Source organism: Elusimicrobiota bacterium (genome assembly GCA_016721625.1).
In the GTDB taxonomy this organism is placed as follows: Bacteria; Elusimicrobiota; Elusimicrobia; order FEN-1173; family FEN-1173; genus JADKHR01.
Genome location: JADKHR010000001.1, coordinates 582895 through 601826 on the forward strand (window position 1 = coordinate 582895; position 18932 = coordinate 601826).

General features: G+C 56.7%; 13 protein-coding genes, 1 tRNA gene and 2 pseudogenes. 2 read left to right on the forward strand and 14 right to left on the reverse strand.

Annotated features, from left to right (window positions below; genetic code table 11):
* Positions 1 to 55: 55 nt before the first annotated feature.
* The 13 genes and pseudogenes from IPP35_02460 to IPP35_02520 all read right to left on the reverse strand — a co-directional run bounded on the left by IPP35_02460 (position 56) and on the right by IPP35_02520 (position 17022).
* Positions 56 to 1006 (reverse strand): glycosyltransferase, encoded by a 951-nt coding sequence (locus IPP35_02460; protein MBL0057988.1) that lies wholly within the window; start codon positions 1004 to 1006, stop codon positions 56 to 58.
* Positions 1007 to 1143: 137 nt separating this feature from the next.
* Positions 1144 to 2624: pseudogene (gene crtI / locus IPP35_02465) on the reverse strand (phytoene desaturase).
* 102 nt (positions 2625 to 2726) lie between these two features.
* Positions 2727 to 4196: an aldehyde dehydrogenase family protein gene (locus IPP35_02470; GenBank protein ID MBL0057989.1), complete on the reverse strand. Its 1470-nt coding sequence runs from the start codon at positions 4194 to 4196 to the stop codon at positions 2727 to 2729.
* Positions 4197 to 5732: a phytoene desaturase gene (gene crtI, locus IPP35_02475; GenBank protein MBL0057990.1), complete on the reverse strand. Its 1536-nt coding sequence runs from the start codon at positions 5730 to 5732 to the stop codon at positions 4197 to 4199. It abuts the gene before it with no gap.
* 120 nt (positions 5733 to 5852) lie between these two features.
* Positions 5853 to 8534 carry an HAD-IC family P-type ATPase gene (locus IPP35_02480; GenBank protein MBL0057991.1) on the reverse strand — a complete coding sequence of 894 codons (2682 nt, stop codon included), beginning with the start codon at positions 8532 to 8534 and terminating at the stop codon, positions 5853 to 5855.
* 85 nt (positions 8535 to 8619) lie between these two features.
* Positions 8620 to 10104: pseudogene (locus IPP35_02485) on the reverse strand (cryptochrome/photolyase family protein).
* 206 nt (positions 10105 to 10310) lie between these two features.
* Entirely contained in the window at positions 10311 to 10958 is a 648-nt protein-coding gene (locus tag IPP35_02490) for a heme-binding protein (GenBank protein MBL0057992.1), read from the reverse strand.
* Between the two features lie 195 nt (positions 10959 to 11153).
* The gene (locus IPP35_02495; protein ID MBL0057993.1) at positions 11154 to 12389 is read right to left on the reverse strand and encodes an efflux RND transporter permease subunit; all 1236 of its coding nucleotides are present in this window, start codon (positions 12387 to 12389) and stop codon (positions 11154 to 11156) included.
* A complete protein-coding gene (locus IPP35_02500; protein ID MBL0057994.1) occupies positions 12386 to 13063 on the reverse strand; it encodes an efflux RND transporter permease subunit in 678 nt (225 codons plus the stop codon). The genes IPP35_02495 and IPP35_02500 overlap by 4 nt, the downstream gene beginning before the upstream one ends.
* Positions 13064 to 13067: 4 nt before the next feature.
* Positions 13068 to 14213 (reverse strand): efflux RND transporter permease subunit, encoded by a 1146-nt coding sequence (locus IPP35_02505; GenBank protein ID MBL0057995.1) that lies wholly within the window; start codon positions 14211 to 14213, stop codon positions 13068 to 13070.
* Positions 14210 to 15088 carry an efflux RND transporter periplasmic adaptor subunit gene (locus IPP35_02510; protein ID MBL0057996.1) on the reverse strand — a complete coding sequence of 293 codons (879 nt, stop codon included), beginning with the start codon at positions 15086 to 15088 and terminating at the stop codon, positions 14210 to 14212. The genes IPP35_02505 and IPP35_02510 overlap by 4 nt, the downstream gene beginning before the upstream one ends.
* A 12-nt stretch (positions 15089 to 15100) precedes the next feature.
* Positions 15101 to 16141, reverse strand: coding sequence for a TolC family protein (locus tag IPP35_02515; GenBank protein ID MBL0057997.1), 1041 nt, complete (start codon positions 16139 to 16141; stop codon positions 15101 to 15103).
* Positions 16142 to 16425: 284 nt separating this feature from the next.
* Positions 16426 to 17022 (reverse strand): TetR/AcrR family transcriptional regulator, encoded by a 597-nt coding sequence (locus IPP35_02520; GenBank protein ID MBL0057998.1) that lies wholly within the window; start codon positions 17020 to 17022, stop codon positions 16426 to 16428.
* Positions 17023 to 17747: 725 nt separating this feature from the next.
* On the opposite strand from IPP35_02520, the gene IPP35_02525 reads away from it, so the two are divergent.
* Both IPP35_02525 and IPP35_02530 read left to right on the forward strand, forming a co-directional pair.
* A complete protein-coding gene (locus tag IPP35_02525) occupies positions 17748 to 17960 on the forward strand; it encodes a tautomerase family protein (GenBank protein ID MBL0057999.1) in 213 nt (70 codons plus the stop codon).
* Between the two features lie 24 nt (positions 17961 to 17984).
* A complete protein-coding gene (locus IPP35_02530; GenBank protein ID MBL0058000.1) occupies positions 17985 to 18200 on the forward strand; it encodes a hypothetical protein in 216 nt (71 codons plus the stop codon).
* A 463-nt stretch (positions 18201 to 18663) separates the two neighbouring features.
* Here IPP35_02530 and IPP35_02535 read toward each other — a convergent pair.
* Positions 18664 to 18735 (reverse strand) — tRNA-Val (locus tag IPP35_02535).
* Between the last annotated feature and the right edge of the window lie 197 nt (positions 18736 to 18932).

Consider the following 18932-nt stretch of genomic DNA (forward strand, 5'->3'; position numbering starts at 1 on the left):
CAGGGCGGCAACGGGATAGAAGACGGCGGTGGATAAGCGAAAACCTCCGATTCGCTTAAGCCATCCATATATTTGAACGGCAAAAAAGTGTAGCCGAGGGCGGCCCACAGCAACGCGACCGTGTCCCAATGAACCAGAGCCGAGATGAGCGCCCTGGTCGCTCCCAAGGCCCCCCCAACCACAAGCTCCAGCAAATCCAAATAAAAAGCGGCGTGCCTTTTCCGCCCATGGCGAAAGATTTGGCCCACCCCGCCGTCATTTCTCCCAGCCCGCCGGCGTACATGCGGAATTCGACTGAGCCTTTCCCCCCATAACAGGCCATGGGAATGCCCTGCTTATCGAAATGTTCGGCCAGGTCGAAGTTTTCCACCCAGCGGTCTTTCACAGGCTCGTATCCTCCCACACGCAAAAACGTTTCTTTGTTAACAGCCAACACGGGGCCAAAAAGCCGTTTGTGTTTTGACCTGGGGCCGCGAAAAGTGAATGCGTTGGAGGCCGCCGCTTGGACCAGATTAAAAAAGGCGGAGAGGTCTTCGACCATACGAATGGTGCGGTGGTAGGGCAAAATCGAAACGGCGCCGTTTGATTTTTGGCAGGCCGCTAGGATTTGTCCAAGGGCGGTCCGCCGTAGAGTCACATCGGCGTCTAAAAATAAAATCCATTTTCCCTGGGCGGCATGGCCGCCCTGGTGGCAGGCCCAGGTTTTCCCCCGCCAGCCTTTGGGCAATGGGGCGGAGGCGATCACTTGGGCGCCCAGGGATCCGGCCAGCGCGGCGGTGTCGTCGGTAGAGTGGTCGTCGACCACCAGGATTTCGAGCGGGGGGTGGGATTGGTCTTTGAGCGAAGATAAAAGCAAAGGCAAACGTTCGGATTCGTTTCGGGCGGGGATAACGACAGAAAGAGTTTCTTCCCCCGAATCATCCCCGGGTTTGGGGAGGGTGGCGATGCGCCAGAGGATAAGATAACCGGCTAGACAGCAGAAGAGGTGGATAAAGAAGGTGATCATTTTAATTGGTGTCTTTTCATGTAATGGTTAACAAGGGCCTCAGATTAATTATAACGGCAAATCGAACTGCACCCTCTCCCCGGCCCTCTACCGCGAGCGGGAGAGGGAGAAAAACAGAGAATTGGGTTTTTGATGAATTACAAATCGGCGAGGATTTTATCACGGGCCAGTTGGCCGGAGAGGACGACCATGGGCATGCCGCCGCCGGGGTTGACGCTACCACCGACGAAATAGAGGTTTTTGTAGTGGGCGCTCCGTTGGGGGGCCTTAAACCCTAAATTCTTTTTGCGGTCGGAGACGACGCCGTAGATGGAGCCTTTGTTGGAATAATAGCGGCGTTGAATGTCCACGGGGGTCCAGGTGTCTTCGGTGACGATGTGTTGGCGCAGGTCGGTGAGGCCCATGCGCTCGAGCTTGATTAACAACCGTTCCCTGAGCGCCGCATAATCCGCGGGGGTGAAGGGATCCGTGTCTTTTAAATGCGGGATGTGGGGCAACACTTTAATCACCTCGCACCCGGCGGGGGCTTGGCTGGGGTCGGATTTGCAGGGGGCCACCAGGTAGATCGTGGGGTCTTGGGAAAGTTTCTGCTCTTGGAAAAGCGTGTTGAAATGTTTCTTGGCGTTCTCCGCGTAGAAGAAGTTGTGATGGGCCAGTTGGGGATATTGGCGGTCGACGCCCAGGTGCAATACCAGGCCGGAACAGGCGGGTTCGAACTTGTCGTATTTTTTGACGAGCGACGGGGGTTCCTTGAACAGGTCTCGGTAAACGGGGATGACCTCCATGTTGGATACGAACAGGTCGGCGGTCACCCGCCGGTTGCCGGCGAGAACGAGGGCCGACAGACGGCCGTCCGCGCGATCCGCGCCGACCACCTCGCTGTTGAAATGAATTCGGCCGCCCAGATCGTTCAGCAGGCGTTCCAGCCCCCGGGCGAGGCCGTAGAGGCCGCCTTTCACGTACCAAAGACCATAGCCGAACTGGATGTGGGGCATGAGGTTCAACAGCCCCGGAGCGTCGTAGGGCGAGGAGCCCACGTATTTGATGAAGTAGTTTAGCGCGTCCACCAGTTTTTCGTTTTTGACGAACCGGCGCACGCCGCCATCTAAGGTGCGAAAGACATCAAACCCAGCCAAACTCCGGAGAGGGCCATAAAACCTCACCAGTTCCCAAAACGTGTCGAGGCCTTTGGCGAAATAGCCTTCTTCCGTGATTCGCGTCAGGTCGCGGGAATAATTCAAGAAATCCCAAAACCCTTCAGTGCCACCGCCGGGGATTTTTTCAGTTCTTCCTCCATTCGGCGGAGGTCGGGAGTAAAGTCGAAGACGGTGCCATCCTCAAAGAAGTTCCGCCAATGGGGGATGACTTCCTGGAACTGGACGTAATCCTCCATGCGTTTGCCCGCGCGGTCGAAGAGGGCGCGGAAAATGTGGGGCATGGTTAAAATGGAGGGGCCGAGGTCAAAAGTGAAACCGTCTTTTTCCAAGAGGTTCAGTTTGCCGCCGGCGCGGTCGTTTTTTTCGTAGACATCAACGGAGAATCCCTCGGTGGCCAGGGAAATGGCCGCGGATAAACCGCCCAAACCTGCGCCGATCACGGCCACTTTTTTGTTTTTAATGCCCATGGGTCCCCCTATTTCTTCTGAGTCTTTTTTGTGTTTGGGCCATTCAAATGAAAATCGCCCGATGAATCGGGCAACTACGAAAACCAAAACGAAACATTAAAGATTTGCCTTTTTTTGAGACTGGCGAAAGGCGCGCATAAAGCCCCACAGGCCCTTCAGTTTGGCCAGCAGGGGTTTCTTTAAAAAGGACATGTGCAGATAGACCCGCAGATTTTCGTAGACGGCGCGGCTGTAGGGGAACCAGTTTAATTCCCGTGAGGCGGACCCCTGATTGACCATGACCGATTTTTCGTAGGTAAAGGCCCGCAGTCCTTCAGGACCGTGGTAACGGCCGAACCCGCTCTGTTTGATCCCGCCGAAAGGCATGTGGGGGTTGCCGATGTTTTTCAGCACGTCGTTCACCACGCAGTTGCCCGCGGCCAGGCGAGAGGCGACCCGGCGGCCACGGGCCAGGTCACGGGTCCACACCGAGGCATTGAGGCCGAATTTTGAATCGTTGGCCAAGGCGATGGCCTCTTCTTCGGTCTTAAAAGACATCACGGGCAAGATGGGACCAAAAGTTTCTTCGGTCATCACGGCCATGGTGTGGTTGGTTTTCGTCAAAACGACGGGGCTCATCAAAGGGCCCTTTGTCCAGCGTTCCGTGCGCAATTGGGCGCCTTTTTGCAGGGCGTCGTCGATGTGGCCGTTAATGATGTCCGCTTGACGGGGGTTGGTGAGGGCGCCCATGTCATCGTCCATCGTTGTGCCGATTCGCAAGGCTTTTGTTCGTGCCACCAGGGCGGCGACGAACCTGTCGTGCACGCCCTCCTGCACATAAAGCCGTTCCGTGGCCACACACACCTGCCCCGCGTTGGCGAAAGCGCCGTAGACGGCGGCCTCCACCGTCCGGTCAAAGGGCGCGTCATCGAAAACGATCATGGGATCTTTGCCGCCCAACTCCAAAACGACGGGGATCAGATGGGTCGCGGCGGCCGCCATGACTTTTTTTCCCGTTTCCACGCCGCCAGTCAGAAAAATCAGGTCTGGTTTCTCGTCTATCAGCTGTTGGCCGACCAGGCCATCCCCTGGGGCCAGCACGACCGCTTCCTTTGGAAAACCCGCTCGGTGGAAAAGACTTTCGATCATTTTCCCAACTTCGGTGGACAGCTCCGAGGGCTTTAATATCACAGCGTTTCCCGCGGCCAGTGCCGTGGCCATGGGGACCAGAGACAATTGAAAAGGGAAGTTCCAGGGAGAGAGGATCAATACCCAGCCCCAGGGGTGCCGTTCCACGTGGGAGGAACTGTGACGGTAGGAAAAAGGCGTGGGCCGCTTTTCGGGCGAGAGAACCCGGGCGAGATTCTTTTCTAAATAACGGAGGTTTTCGACCGTCGGAATGATTTCCGTCATCACCGCTTCCACAGGGGTTTTGCCGGTGACCGTGTTTAAACAACCGGCGATGGCGTCCATTTCTTCGATGATGAGATTGCGCAACCGGCCCAGGCGATCGACCCGCTCTTCGAACGTGGTTTGAGCCCAGGATGTCCCGGCCTGGCAGGCCCGATCACCCAGTTCTTCGATCAATTAGACCTCCGCGGGCAGGGCGGGGACTGGCGGGAACGGCACGCCGTGCTTTTTGCAAATCAGGTTGGAGGAGATCCGAGCGGACTCGTAGATCGTGGGCAGTCCGCTTCCGGGGTGGGTTCCACCGCCCACCAGGTAACAATGGTCCAGTTCCTCAAATTTGTTCCGCGGCCGCAAATACAACAATTGAGAAAACGTATGGGCCAGGTTGAAAGTGGCCCCCTGATAAATAAGGCCGTCCTTTTCCCAATCGAGCGGGGTGATCACGCGTTCCACCCGGATTCGGCTCCGAAGATCCTTGATGCCGGACCGTTCCACCACCAAGTCCAACACGTGGTTTTTGAAGGTTTCTTTTTGGGCGGCCCAATCCACCGAACCGGATTGGTTGGGCGCGGGGACCAGGATATAGAGGGCGGATTTCCCCTCGGGCGCCAGGGACGGGTCCGTGGCGGAGGCATTTTGAATATAGAACGAAATGTCGTCGGACAGCACCTTGCGGGTGGATATGTCGTGCAGGTTGGCTTTGTAATCCTTCGCGAAAAAGATGGTGTGGTGGTCCAGCGGAACCTTCCCGTCAATGCCCAGGTAGATCATGAACGTGGAACAGGAATATTGCTTCTTGGCCAACTTTTTGGGCGTGTATTTTTTGAGTTTCCCCCCGGGAACCAAGTGGGACATGGCGTGGGCGAAGTCGGCGTTAATCACCACTTCGTCGGCGGTGACGGTTTCGCCTGATTTTAATCGGACACCTGTCACCCGTCGGCCGTCCAGAACCAAGGATTGAACCGGGCTTGAAAGATGGATTTTACCCCCCCATTCTTCCACCACGCGGGCCATGGCCTGGGAAATTTGGTTAAGCCCGCCCATCACGTGCTCAACGCCGTAGGCATGCTCGATGTAGGGAAGCATGGTGAACAGCGCCGGGCAATCCCAGGGCGACATGCCCAGGTATTTCGCCTGGAACGTGAAGGAGAGTTTGAGTTTTTCCGGTTTAAAATAGCGGCCCAGGTTTTTAAACAGCGACCGGCCCACGCCAAGGGCGGGAACGGCCTTCAAGAGATCCAACGACAGAAAAGAGCCGAGGCTGGAGTAATCCCGCTGGATGCAGGGATAAAGCTTTTCGTATCGTTCCCCTTCGTCTTTCAAAAATTTATCAAACCCCGGCTCGCTTCCCGGGAACACCCGGCCGATTTCCCGGCGCATGGCCGCGTGGTCGGAAGAGACCGCCACCTCACGGTCCTCAAACCGGAGACGGTATAGAGGGTCGAGTTTTTTGAAAGTCAAATATTTTTCGACGTCACGCCCCGCTTCCTGAAACATCTCAGCCAGAATGAAGCGCATCATCAAAAAGGTGGGCCCCGTGTCGAACGTAAACCCCTCCGCCCGGATGGGCGCGTTTCTCCCCCCCACCACGGATTTGGCTTCGTAAACCGATACCTCAAACCCCCGCCGGGCCAAGATCATGGCGCTGGTCAACCCGCCGGGACCGGCGCCGACGATGACGATTTTTTTTGGTTTTTTGGGGGTTTGGTTCATGTTGAGATTTTCCTTAAATCTTCAAAATTTGGCCAGAAGGGCTCTGAAAAAGGATTCTCTCATATTCGGAAACAAAGAGGAGCGGGACACACAGGCGTTCACTCGCAAATTTTACGTGGGTCAACCGGTCCACTTCCTGTAGTGAAACAATTTTGGCGCGATCAACTTTCGCGCCGTTTCAACAAAAAAGATGCACAAACCCGGGAGAAGCGCGATGCCCCAATGCCAGGGTTTTAACGGCACAGTATCAAACGGATCATGAAAGATGGGAACATAGACCAAAATCAACTGCAAAACAACCCCCAGCAGAACGGCCAGGAAAAGCGGGCGGTTCTTGAAAAAACCAAGGCGAAAGATCGTATATTGATCGGACCGCGCGTTAAAACCCACCAGCCATTCAAAGATCACGACCGAGCAAAAAGCCATGGTCCGGGCTTCGTGGATCTCGTAGTGCCGGTACGTCCAGGCAAACACCAAAAAGGATCCAATGCCGAGCATGCTCGATAGAAATATCACACGCAAGACCATGCCTGGAAAAAGTAAACCCACGCGGTTATTTCTCGGCGGGTAATTAAGCTCGTCCCCCACGCGAGGCTCCAGGCCCAGCGGAATAGCCATCAGGGCGCCCGTCACCAGGTTGATCCACAAGATTTGCAGTGGAACCAGCGCCGCGTGGCCAATGAACGCCACGCTCAACAACAGCACGAGCAGTTCACCGAAACAGGTTGTTAGGCTGAACAAGAGCACATTGCGCAACCGGTTAAATATCGCCCGGCCCTCCTCCACCGCCGTCACAATCGAGGAAAAGTTGTCGTCCGCCAGAACCATGTTGGACGCTTCTTTAGCCACGTCCGTTCCGGTGATCCCCATGGCAATGCCAATATCCGCCGACTCCAGCGCCGGAGCATCATTCACCCCGTCCCCCGTCATGGCCACCACGTGGCCCCGGCTCTTGAAAGCATTGACAATGCGAAGCTTATGCAAAGGCTCGATGCGGGCAAAAACGGAAACACCTTCCACCCGGCCCGCTAGATCCGCCTCATTCATGCCTTCCAGATCCCGGCCGGTGAGAACCTCGCCATCCGTCAGGCCGATCGCCTTGGCAATGGCACTGGCGGTCACCTTGTTATCCCCCGTGGCCATCACAACCTTGATCCCTCCACCCCGGCAAAGCGCGATGGACTTCTTCGCCTCCTCGCGAGGGGGATCGATCATGCCGCAGAGCCCGGCCAGAACCAGCCGTCCGTTAAAGACCGCCGCTGTGAAAGGAGTTTGATCAGGGGCCTCTTCCATATAAGCCATCGCCAGCACACGCATGGCCTCACGGGACATCTGATCGGCTGATGCCAGGAACTGGGCGCGGATGTCATCCGTCAACGGGTGAATGGCGCCTTGGTCGATGTAAAACCGAGACATCGGCAAGATCTTCTCCAGCGACCCTTTTACTCTGACTACCCGTTGGCCGGACTCTTGGTGCAAGGTCGCCATGTATTGGTTTTCACTCTGAAAGGGGATTTCGTCAACGCGCGGCATCCTCTCCTCAAGCGATTTCTTGTCCAGGTGGGCTTTGGCCGCCAGAACAACCAGGGCGCCTTCGGTGGGATCGCCCAAAATATCAGGGCCGTCCTCCCCCTTAATTAAATGGGCATCATTGCAGAGAAGGGCGGTGGTTAAAACCTGGCGCAGGGACGGGTCCTGCGTCGCCGAAAAACTTTTCCCCTCTTGCGTAAATTCACCGGCCGTGTCATAGCCCTGGCCACCCACCTCCACCCACTGCCCATGGGAGTACATCTTACCAACGGTCATTTGATTAAGGGTCAATGTTCCGGTCTTATCCGAACAAATGATCGTTGTGGAACCAAGCGTTTCCACCGCGATCAGCTTGCGAATAATCGCGTTGTGGCGGGCCATTCTCTGCATTCCCAGCGCCAGCACGACGGTCACGACGGCCGGCAAGGATTCCGGTATCGCGGCCACCGCGGCCGCCACCGCCATCATAAACACTTCGGTCCGATCCATCCCTTTCCATAAACCCAACGCCACCAGGAGGGCGCACGCCGACAGGACAACCCAAATCAGCCAGTGCCCTAACCGATCAATGCTCTTTTGCAAAGAGGTTTTTTCTTTGCGGATATTCCGAACAGCCCCTGCGATCCGTCCGATCTCTGTTTTCATCCCGGTCTGGACCACCAACGCAAAGCCGCGGCCATAGGCCACCGATGTTCCCATAAAAACCATGTTCTTACGTTCCGCCAAGGGCGTATCCAGAGGCAGGGGCTCACGCTTTTTTTCGACGGGGAGGGATTCCCCCGTCAACGACGACTCGTTCACTTTGAGGCTTGACACTTCAAACATCCGCGCGTCCGCCGCCACCTTATCACCCGCTTCAAGCAGGAGGATATCCCCGGGAACTATGTCGCGGGTTTCGATGATCTTCACCGTCCCCTCCCGGCGAACCTTGGCTTTCGCCGCGGCCAACTTGAGCAAAGAGGCCATGGCGCTCTCGGCCCGCATCTCCTGAACAAAGCCGATCACCGCCATGAATAAAAGAACGCCGACAATGACCAACGCATCCAACGGCCCCTTCACATACGCTTTAATGCTCGCGGCGACCACAAGAATATAAACCAGGGGGTTTAGGAATTGACGGAAGAAGACGGACATCGGCGTGGGCCGGTCACGGGATTCCAGAACATTCAGGCCGTATTGGCCCGTTCGCCCAAGGGCCTCTTGGTCCGTCAACCCCTTGGGATCGGACGAAATTTCTCTGAATAACTCTTCAATTGTTTTATGGTGAGCCATCGGAATCCTCAATGACAAAATTTCTTAACGACGAAAGGGCGGGTTGTGACCCCGCTTTCGTTAAAAAGGGGTTATTTGATTTATTTTACTTTTTATCGAGGGTTTTGAGGTAGCGAGAAGCCGTTTGAATATGGTTTTCTTGTTTTTCCAAAGGCATCTTATCGAAAATTTTGACCAGCATTCCCAACCGTGGATTCGTCAAAAAGAATTGGCGTTGGGTGTGCATGAAGCGCCAGAACAAGCCATCCCAAACCGACTGCCAGTCGCCTTTCGGGTAATCGCTCATTTTCATCAAATAGTTACTGCCGCTGATGTAGGGTTTAGTGGTCATCAGCCCGCCATCGGCAAACTGGCTCATGCCATACACGTTGGGAACCATGACCCAATCATACGAATCAATAAAGAGCTCCATAAACCATTTTTACACTTCATCGGGGTCAAACTCGCAGAGCACCATAAAGTTCCCCAACACCATGAGACGCTCGATGTGATGACAATACCCGGTGGCCAGTAGTTTTTTAATCGTGGCGTCTATGGGTGGGATTCCCGTGCTGCCGGTCCAAAACGATGGCGGAATCTTCCGTTTGAATTTCCAATAGTTGGTGGTGCGTTCTTGACTCCCCTTGATTTGATAAACGCCGCGGATAAATTCGCGCCACCCTATAATTTGGCGCACGAACCCTTCGCAAGAGTTGAGAGGAATTTTGTTTTCATTGGCGTATTTAATGGCTTGATCCACAATCTCCCCGGGCGTCAGCAATCCCACATTCAGCATGGGTGTTAGGAGGCTGTGGTGTAATATGATTTCGTCCTTGACCATGGAATCTTCATAGTCGCCGAACTCGGCAAACCGTTTCTGTAAAAATTGGTTCAGCCACGCGCGACTTTCTGAAAAGGTTGTGGGGTAAATAATCGTGTCGCTAATTTCGCCGTAATTGAAAGGAAAGTGCTTTTTCACATAGGTGGCCGCTTCGGTCCAATAAGCGTTAGGGTTGGGGAATTTTACTTCCGGGGGTTTTTTGCCTTTGGGATACTTCAACCGGTTTTCTGTATCAAACGTCCACTTCCCCCCGACCGGTTGGAGTTTCGAATCGACCAATAGTTTGAAGCGCTTACGTTGCTGGGTGTAGAAGTCGGTCTGGTGGAATCGTTTTTTGCCGCCGAAATAACCGCTGACCTGTTCCGCCGTCAACATAAAAAGGGGCGAATCATGCTTAGTCGCTTTTATTTTCAGTTGGAGGGCGTGTTCCGACATCCTTTTTTCCAAAAGATAATCCGTCACATCGACATAATGAATCTCGGAAACGCCTTTTTGTTTGAGGTGCGGCAGTAGATGTCTAACATCCGAAATCTTTTCTTTTGCCTCGATGTAGGTGACGGCATACCCCTTGCTTTCCAGAAACCGCTGGTACGCCTTCATGGTGGCGCGATGAAAGACCAACTTTTGCTTATGGAAGTTATACTGCTTGAAAAAGAGAAATTCTTCCACCATAAAAACCGCTTGGTTTTTTTGCAACGCGGGGTGTTTTTCGAAAAGCTGATGAGGAAACACAAGAGTGATGGCGCTCATTATTTTATTCCTTTCGTTCGGCATCGATCGCTTCAGGATTTGACCTTGACGGCAAACACCTTAAAGAAACCGCACAAGCCACCCCTCCCTGACCCTCCCCTTGGCAAGGGGAGGGAACACATCCTTTAGGTCGAGCCGTTGTTTCCTCTCCTTCCCAAGGAGGGGATCAAGGGGAGGTCTGAGATTCTGTCTCTGCCCATCATGAGTTAATCGACTTCTATCTGGACTTCGTTGTGACGTAGGAACCACAGAGTAAAGGGCGCGTTGTACCGGGCCAGGATCGGCTCGTTTTTAGATGTCAGGCCTTGCGCGGCGATCCATTGAATCAGCGCGCTCTTTTTTTCTTCGTACCGGGATTCGGACCAGCTTCCGGAGTAGGTGATCACGGCGACTTTTCGCGACGGAACCTGGCGTAGGACGACCGTTTCGTCGTTCGGTTGAGGGGCGGTCTCCGCGGTGTAGATCGATGGAAGAGTAAACGAAACGATGTACCCGTTTTCGGAAAGCACTTGGGTTACGGGTGCGGTCATTGAGATCTTTTCCGGGGAGCCTTGTGATTGTTGGCCCACCGGAGCGGTCATGGGGATTTTTTTCTGGCCCTGGTTTTGACCCTGGATGTAACGGAAGAGCTTCCGGAAGGCGCTATTGCCGGCTTCCTTAAATGTGGCGCGCACCTCTGTTTCCGCCACGGCAAAGGACTCCATCTGCCGGAGCTCAAAATCACCGTCGGTCTTTACAACGCTGAATTTCGGCTGTTCGATTCCCAAGGCGGCCTCCGTTAAGAAGAAGGGAAGGAAAAGGAATAAACAGATCCACGCCGCAGACCCGAGCTTCGACTTATTGAAACCGGTCATTTGGGTTTGAGTGATCGCGCTCATAAATTCCCCCCACTTTCTATCTTACCATTATCAATTTTCTTTCTTTCCGCACCCCGAGTGTAACGCCCCGCTGGACATAAAGGTTCCCGAATCGAGTGCTGAATTCCAGCAACAAGACCGTAGGACGGCCTCCGACCAGCAACGGGGCGCCACACCCCATAGGCTAATTAACTAAATGCGTCCCCCATTTTTGACCCAGGTGGCGGCGTCGTCGAAAAGGGAATAGGCGACGGGGGTGATGAGGAGGGTGATGAGCAGGCAGAGGGACTGGCCGCCCACGATCACGACGGCCATGGTGGCGCGGTTGGCGGCCCCGGGGCCTCGGCCGAAGGCCACGGGGGTCATGGCGGCGACCAAAACTAACGTGGTCATCAAAATCGGTCTTAAGCGGGTTTTGTTGGCTTCCAAGATGGCTTGGTCCCGATCCATGCCGCGGGATCGAAGGGTGTTCGTGTAGTCCACCTGGAGGATGGCGTTTTTCTTAACGATGCCGAAGAGCATGAAAACCCCCATGATCGAAAAGATCGTGAGGGTTTGGCCCACCAGCAGAAGCGATAGGAGGGCGAAGGGGATGGAGAGAGGCAAGGACAAGAGGATCGTGACGGGATGCAAAAAGCTCTCGAACTGGGCTCCCAACACCATATACATGAAAATGAAGGCCAGCCCGAAAGCGATCAAGAATCCCCGGATCATGCGGCCGAACTCTTTGGCCTTGCCCAGCAACCCGCTTTTGTATTCAGGCGGTAGGCGGAGGCTTTTGGTTATTTCCTCCGCCTTTTTGATGGCGTCGCCGATGGGAAGTCCCTCGAGGTTGGCGGTGAAACTCACCTGCCGTTGACGATTGATGCGCTCAATTTGGGCGGGGCCCCGTTCCTCCACGAGGGTGGCCACATTGTCCAACCGCACCAGGCCGCGGGTCGACGGCACCGTGAGACCGGAAATGGCCTCGGCGCGGTTCCTGTCTTCTGGCCTCACCCGCAGTCGGACTTGATAGAGGTCGTCCCCCTCTTTGTATTTAGTGATGTCTTCTTCCCCCCCCACCAAGGTGCGGAGGGTGTTGGCGATGTCTTCCACTTTCACGCCCAGGTCTTGGGCCCGCTCGCGGTTAATGCGCACGTTGAGCTCGGGTTTAGCGAACACGAGGCTGGAGTCCACGTCCACCAGGCCGGGTATTTTTTTCAAACCGGCCTGAATGGCCGCGGCGGCGCTTTGAAGGCCTTTCAAATCAGGCCCCGTCAAAAAATAAGTGAAATCAGCATTATTAAACCCGCCCCCGGAGATGGGGCTGATGACGGCCACCCCGATGCGAAGGCCCTTGTATTTGGCGAAGGCTCGGCGGGCCTGGGCCATGATCGCGAACTGGGACTGCTTGCGCTCGGAAAGGTCCGCCAGTCGAACATAGATCAAGCCGTCATTGACCTGGCGCCTTCCCCTTCCCCCACCGAAGCGAGCAGACTCTTGACTCCGGGAAGACGCCGCAGGTCCGCTTCCATTTGCTCGAGAATTTTGGAGGTCATAGACAGAGACGTGCCCTCGGGCGTTTTGAGGGTCACCTGAAATTCGCTGGAATCGTCCGGCGGGATGAAATCTTTTCCCACATGGCGGATGAGCACGCCCGTGGATAGGATCACCCCCGCCGCCGTGACCACCAACACCCAACGCCGACGGAGCGACCACAGGATCATCCGCCCGTATTTCTCTTTCAGCCCGTCGTTCAGTCGGTCCACCGCGATTTGGAACCGGTGGCGGGGGCCCGTGGACACCCTTAAGTAGCGGGAGCACAACATGGGGGTTAAAGAGAAGGCGACGAAGAGGCTCACCCCAATGGCAAAAGCCACGGTGAGCCCGTAGCTTTTGAGAAACCGTCCCACGATCCCCGGCATATACGCCAGAGGAAGAAAAATGATGATGAGGGAAACCGTGGTGGCCATGACGGCCAGGCCGATTTCGTCGGTGGCTTCGAAGGCCGCTTGCCGAGCCGATTTCCCCTGTTCTTCCATGTGGCGGAAAATGTTTTCCAAGACCACGATGGCGTCATCGATCACCACGCCCACCGCGAGAGCCAACGCCAAAAGGGTCATGTTGTTAGGTGAACCCCGCCGCGTCCATCAAGATAAAGGTGGCGACCAGGGAAGTGGGAATGGCCAGGGACGCGATCAGGGTGCTCCGCCAGTCGCCCATGAAAAGAAGCACCACGAGGCTGGCCAGGATGGCGCCCAGGATTAAATGTTCCTCCACGGTGCGCACAGAAGAGAGGATGAAACCCGATTGGTCTCTCACCAGACGAGCCGACAAGCCGGCGGGAAGGGTCCCTCGCAAATCGGCCAACGCGTCTTTGACGTTTCGAATCACTTCCACGGTGTTGGCCCCGGATTGTTTTTGGACGACCAGGGACACCGTGGGAGCGCCGTCCAAGCGGGCCATCGTTCGGGGTTCTTCTTCGGTATCTTCGACCCGGGCCACGTCTCGAACACGGAGGGGGACGCCTCCGCGATTGGCCACGATGATGTCTCCAAAATCCTCAGGGGACTCGATGCGGCCCATGGTCCGCAAAATGAGTTCGCGCCGGTTTTGGTCCACGCGGCCGCCCGGGACTTCGATGTTTTGTTGTTTAAGAGCGTCTTTCACCTGTTGCACCGAGAGCGAGAGGGCGGCCAATTTTTGCGCGTCCACCACCACGTGAATTTCCCGTTCCCGGCCGCCCACCAGGGTGATGCGGCCGACGCCCTTCAAGGTTTCCAGCGGTTCTTTGATCTGTTTCCGGGCCAGTTCGGTGATCTCGCGGAGAGGTCGGTGGGCGCTGACGGCGATGGACAAGACCGGGCTGGCCCCCGGATCGAATTTTTGGATCACGGGAGGGTCCGTGCCCTGGGGGAGGTTTCGAAGCACGCGGCTGACGGCGTCGCGGACCTCCTGGGCGCCCACGTCGGCGTTTTTCTCCAGGACAAAAGTGACAATGACCTGGCTGAGCCCCTCGAAACTGGTGGAGCGAAGCTCGTCGATGCCGGAGATGGTGTTCACGGCCTCTTCAATGGGTTTCGTGAGAGATGTTTCGACCTCTTCGGGGCTGGCGCCTTTCAGCGTGGTGGAAACCGTGACGATCGGGAAATCGATATTAGGAAATAAATCCACCCCCAGCCGCCCAAAAGAAAACAGCCCCAGCACCACCAGGGCCGCGATCATCATGGTGGCGAAGACAGGGCGGCGAATACTAATGTCGGCGAGTTTCATGGGGCGGGGTCTTTAAGAATTTCCACCGGGCTGCCGTCTTCCAAACCGTAGAGGCCAAAGACAACCACGGAGTCCCCTTCCAATAAACCAGAAAGTATTTCACCCACCGTTTCGGAGCGGATCCCCATGGTGACGGGGCGCCGTTGGGCTTTGCCGTCCACCACCACGAAAACGGCCGCGTCTCCCCCCTCCACCAGGGCGTCAACGGGAACCGTGAGAGCGCCCGCCCGCGACGAGGTGACCACCGACAGGGAGGCGAACATGCCGGACTTAAGGATGCCGGGCGGATTGTTTAACGTGACCTCAATCGGCACGGCGCGGGTGGCGGCTTCCACCACCGGCGATACCCGGGTGATCCGCCCCGGCACATCCCCCTCCGCCCGGGCCGCCACCTGGACCCGAACCCGCTGGCCCGTGGCGATCCGACCGGCGTATCGTTCTGGGACTTCCGCTCGAACCAGCATACGGCTGTCGTCCACCACCAAGACAACGGGGGTGTTCAGCCCCACTTCGGCCCCACGGTCCAGATAAACGCGCCCCACGATGCCGTTCAAGGTGGAGGGCACCGGGGCGGGATTGTATTCAACGCCCACTTCGTCCCGCCGGACCAGGGCCACGGGCTGGTCAATCTTCACGCGATCGCCCTCCTTGACCAGGTTCTCCACCAATTTACCGGAGACGCGCGAAAAGAGCGTGGCCTCGTCTTTCGCTTTGACGGTTCCCACCAGGGTCAAGGCCTCCTCCACCGTTTGCCGACGGACCGAGGCGACGCGCACCGGGAAAGCGTCGGTGGGCAAGCTCATCGTTTCTTTTTTTCCGCAGGCGATACCGACCACCGCCAAAACAAAAAGAGCCACCCGATTCGATGTTTTCATGGAACGATCTCCTTAAAAATGTCGGCCTGTGGTTTTTTCCACGGCGCCGACGCTGGTCCAATAGTCGCTTAAAGCCAAAACGTGAGCCAACCGGGCCCGTTGGAGGGAGAGGGTGGCGTCGTTCAGGTCCAGCTGGCTGGCTTGGCCCGCCCGGTAACGCACCTCCATGGCATCGAGGGCACGGCGGGCTTGGGCGATGGCGGTGTTCTGGGACTGGGCCCGTTCGAGCGCTTCTTGGGCGTCCAAATAATCGGTTTTGAGCGCCGCTCGGACGGACCGTTCGGCTTGCTTTTCCTGCTCCACGCTTTTTTGATATTCGAGCTCGGCTTGGCGGATACGTTCCAGGTTGGACCCGCCCATGAACAACGGTGTGTAGGCGCGAAGGCCCGCCGCCAGGCTTTCTCCTTTCTCGTCCGCCGTGGGGGAAAAGTCCGGCGACTGGGCCTGCCATTCATACCGGCCGAAAAGAGCGAGGGAGGGGCGAGCGGTGCCCCGAACGACACCCACGTTGTGTTGGGCGGAAAGGGAGCGCTGACGAGCCGCCTGAAGGGCGGCGTCATGTTCCAGCGCTAAACCGACCAATCCTTCATAGGGCGGAAGAGGTTCCGTCGGCGATGATAGGTCCCCCGAGATTGAAAGAGGATGGTCCACGTCCATGGTCAACGTCATTTTGAGGAGGGTCAGGCCGGTTTCCAACAGATTCCTGGCCCGAATCAACAACGGTTTTGTGCCCGCCACTTCCACTTCCTGGCGAAGGACCGTGAGGTCGCTGTCCAACCCCTCTTTATAACGGGTTCGAATGGTAAGGAGATGGTCCTCGGCCGAGGTCAGGGTGTCCTGCTGAATGGAAACGGTGGCGCTGGCCAGCAGGATCCGCCAAAACAGCCGTTTCACCGCGAAAATCGTTTCCTCCTGGGCGGCCCGCAGGGATTCTTTGTCCGCGGCGATCCCCGCCCGGGCGGCCCGTTGACCGGCCCGGACACTGCCACCGGCGTAGAGGATTTGTTCGGCGTCCACCGTGGCCGTCATCCCGTTCAATTCCCCCATGCGCATTTTGGTCCCGTTCGTGAACGCCAGGGGGTTCCTTGTAATTGCGAGTGTACACGCCCGAGGCGCTGATCTCCGGCAGGCCCATCCCGACAATTTCGCGATACCGGCTGTTCATTTGAGCGAGATTGTGTTCGGCGAGGACGATGTCCACGTTTCGTTCCAACCCCAGGGCGACCGCCTCGTTCAAAGTCAGAGTGGATGGGTCGCGGTCGGAGGCCGCCGCGCCAACCCCCGGCGATATCGCCAAGAGCCAAATTCCCAGAGCCAAGCCCGTTCGCCCCATGGACTTATCGTTTCCCCAACCCGTTCAGAAAGAGGTCCATCATCATCGCCGTTTGGTTTTTGAGCGGGGCCGACGTCTTCCGCACGATTTTTTGCAGAACCAACATGCGGAGCAGGGAAAAAAAGAACAGGCTTCCCAGGGATCGGTCGTGCCGCTTCAGATCGCCGGCCCGAACACACCGTTGAACCCTGTCGGCGATATGGTCCATGACCCGGGTGAACCGGTCTTGGAGAACCTTCCCGGCTTTTTCCCCGCAAAGATTCGGCGTTTCCCGGGAAAACTGAATCAGAAAATCCGTGTGGGCATCCACACAGTCCAGCAAAGCCGAGGCCATCTCCGACAAAGCCTCGAGCGCCGGCCCCTTTTGCTGGACCGCCAACAACCGGCCTTCAATCCGATCGACGACGTCGCTCAGGACCGCGGCGAAAATATCTTCCTTATCCTTGAAGTAAAGGTAAAGAGCGCCTTTTGAAAGGCCCGCCCGCTTGGCGATGTCTTCCAATTTGACGTCGTGATACCCCTTCTCCACCAGCGCGGCCGCCGCCGCTTCCATCACCCGGCGACGACGAACCTCCAAAGGTTCCGAACGCGTTCGGGACATCGCCCCTCCTATTAATGACTAAACGTTCAGTCAGTAATAGGATAATACGCCAAACGGCGGAGGTCAAGGGTTTTTTGGATGGAATTTCTTGGCCGTTCTCCCGTCATCGACGGGGGTGACCTTTTCCCCATGGGCCAGGGAGGGGGCGGATGGCCGGCCTTATTTCTTTCAACAACATTCCCTCTCCCCCCTCAGCGCCCCTGGCGCCGCCGGCGGGAGAGGGAAAACCATTCAATAGACTAGAAACATAATCAACGAACGAAGGCGGGTTAGGAGCGACGGGGATGTTCGATTTTCGGCGTAATGGTATGATGGGTTGAGTCCTTCACAAACGATGATCTACGGCATCAGCCAAACCCGCGGGAAGGTTCTTCTCCAAAAACTAAAACGGCTTTGGTGGGCCGCTTTTTGGATTCTGCTCGTTGCGTGGGTTGCCGTCGCGTTGACTGGCGTTACCGGGGCCATCAATACCGCGGGACCCGCCAACGAAGGCATGGTTACGTCATGATCTTTTTCTTGTTTGTGGGTGGGTGGATTTTGGCGATCATGTTTTTGGCGTGGCTGTTTTGGGGTCTGGTGGGCCTTTTAATAGAAACCTTTGCTAAAGAAAAGTTTAAAGTGCGGTCCCGGCCATTTGGCGAGGACGTTTCAATTGAACGGCTGTGCGGCGCGGCATCCTTGAGGGCCACCGTTGCAAGCAACTCTGTCAGACCAGGAGTTCCTTTATGCCTTTGGTCGAAATAACCGTCCCCGCCGGGTTTTTGCCCGGCCCGGAAAAACAGACGCTCATCAAAGAGCTCACCACGGCCGTGTTGAAAGCGGAAGGTGTTCCGGACAGTGCGCGGGCCCGAAGCCTGACTTGGATTTTGATCAACGAAGCCAAGCATGGACATTGGGCCATTGCCGGGGAGCCCCCGCCAACCTCCGGTTTCTGGTGAGGGTCACGGTCCCCTGTCGGGGCGGTGAGCCTGGCGCGCAAACGGCGGATGGGCCTTGAAATCCACCGGCTATTATCCAAAACGGCGGGAAAAACGCTCGGGTTCGATGAGGCCTGGATCATCGTCCAGGAAGTCCCTGACGGGAACTGGACCGCCGACGGCAAGATTCTTCAATTAAAAGATCTCACCGCTTTCGTGGGCCTAAAACTCCCCGCAAAACCCGACGATAAGAAAACCTAAAGCCCCCTTGAAAAAGAGGGACGGTTTGCGACGACTCGGATCTATGATCCGTTAGACGTCGAGAAACCCCACCCCCTCCCCAGCCCTCTCTCGCGTCAGGATCGCTGGCGGGAGAGAGTCCACCTTTTAAGCAAACTTGGGCGGTACAGGGCTCGAACCTGTGACCCTTCGCGTGCCCCGCTTAATGCGCGGGGCGTGTGGGCTCGGCCGGTCCAGTGGGTCCGGCCTCTCCCATCCGACAAACCGGGACTATGCCTAGCGGCATTGCGCGCACACGTAAGGCGAATGGTTTCGCCTGTGCTTGCCTTCCATCTAAATCTGGGCGGTGAGGGTTTCGAACCCCCGACCCTTCGCGTGCCCCGCTTAATGCGCGGGGCGTGTGGGCTCGGCCGGTCCAGTGGGTCCGGCCTCCGCGCACACGTAAGGCGAATGGTCTCGCCCGTGCTTGATTTCCATCTAAATCTGGGCGGTGAGGGTTTCGAACCCCCGACCCTTCGCGTGTAAGGCGAATGCTCTACCGCTGAGCTAACCGCCCAAAATCGGACGTTTGGTTCTCCGTTTTCCGCGTGCCCCGCCAACGGCATGCGGGGCGTGTGGGCTCGGCCGGTCCAGTGGGTCCGGCCTCCGCGCACACGTAAGGCGAATGCTCTACCGCTGAGCTAACCGCCCTGCGGGGATGTCGCGCCTCTGGCGCGCCGTGGTTTCAGGGCTAACGCCCTTCAACCATTTCTT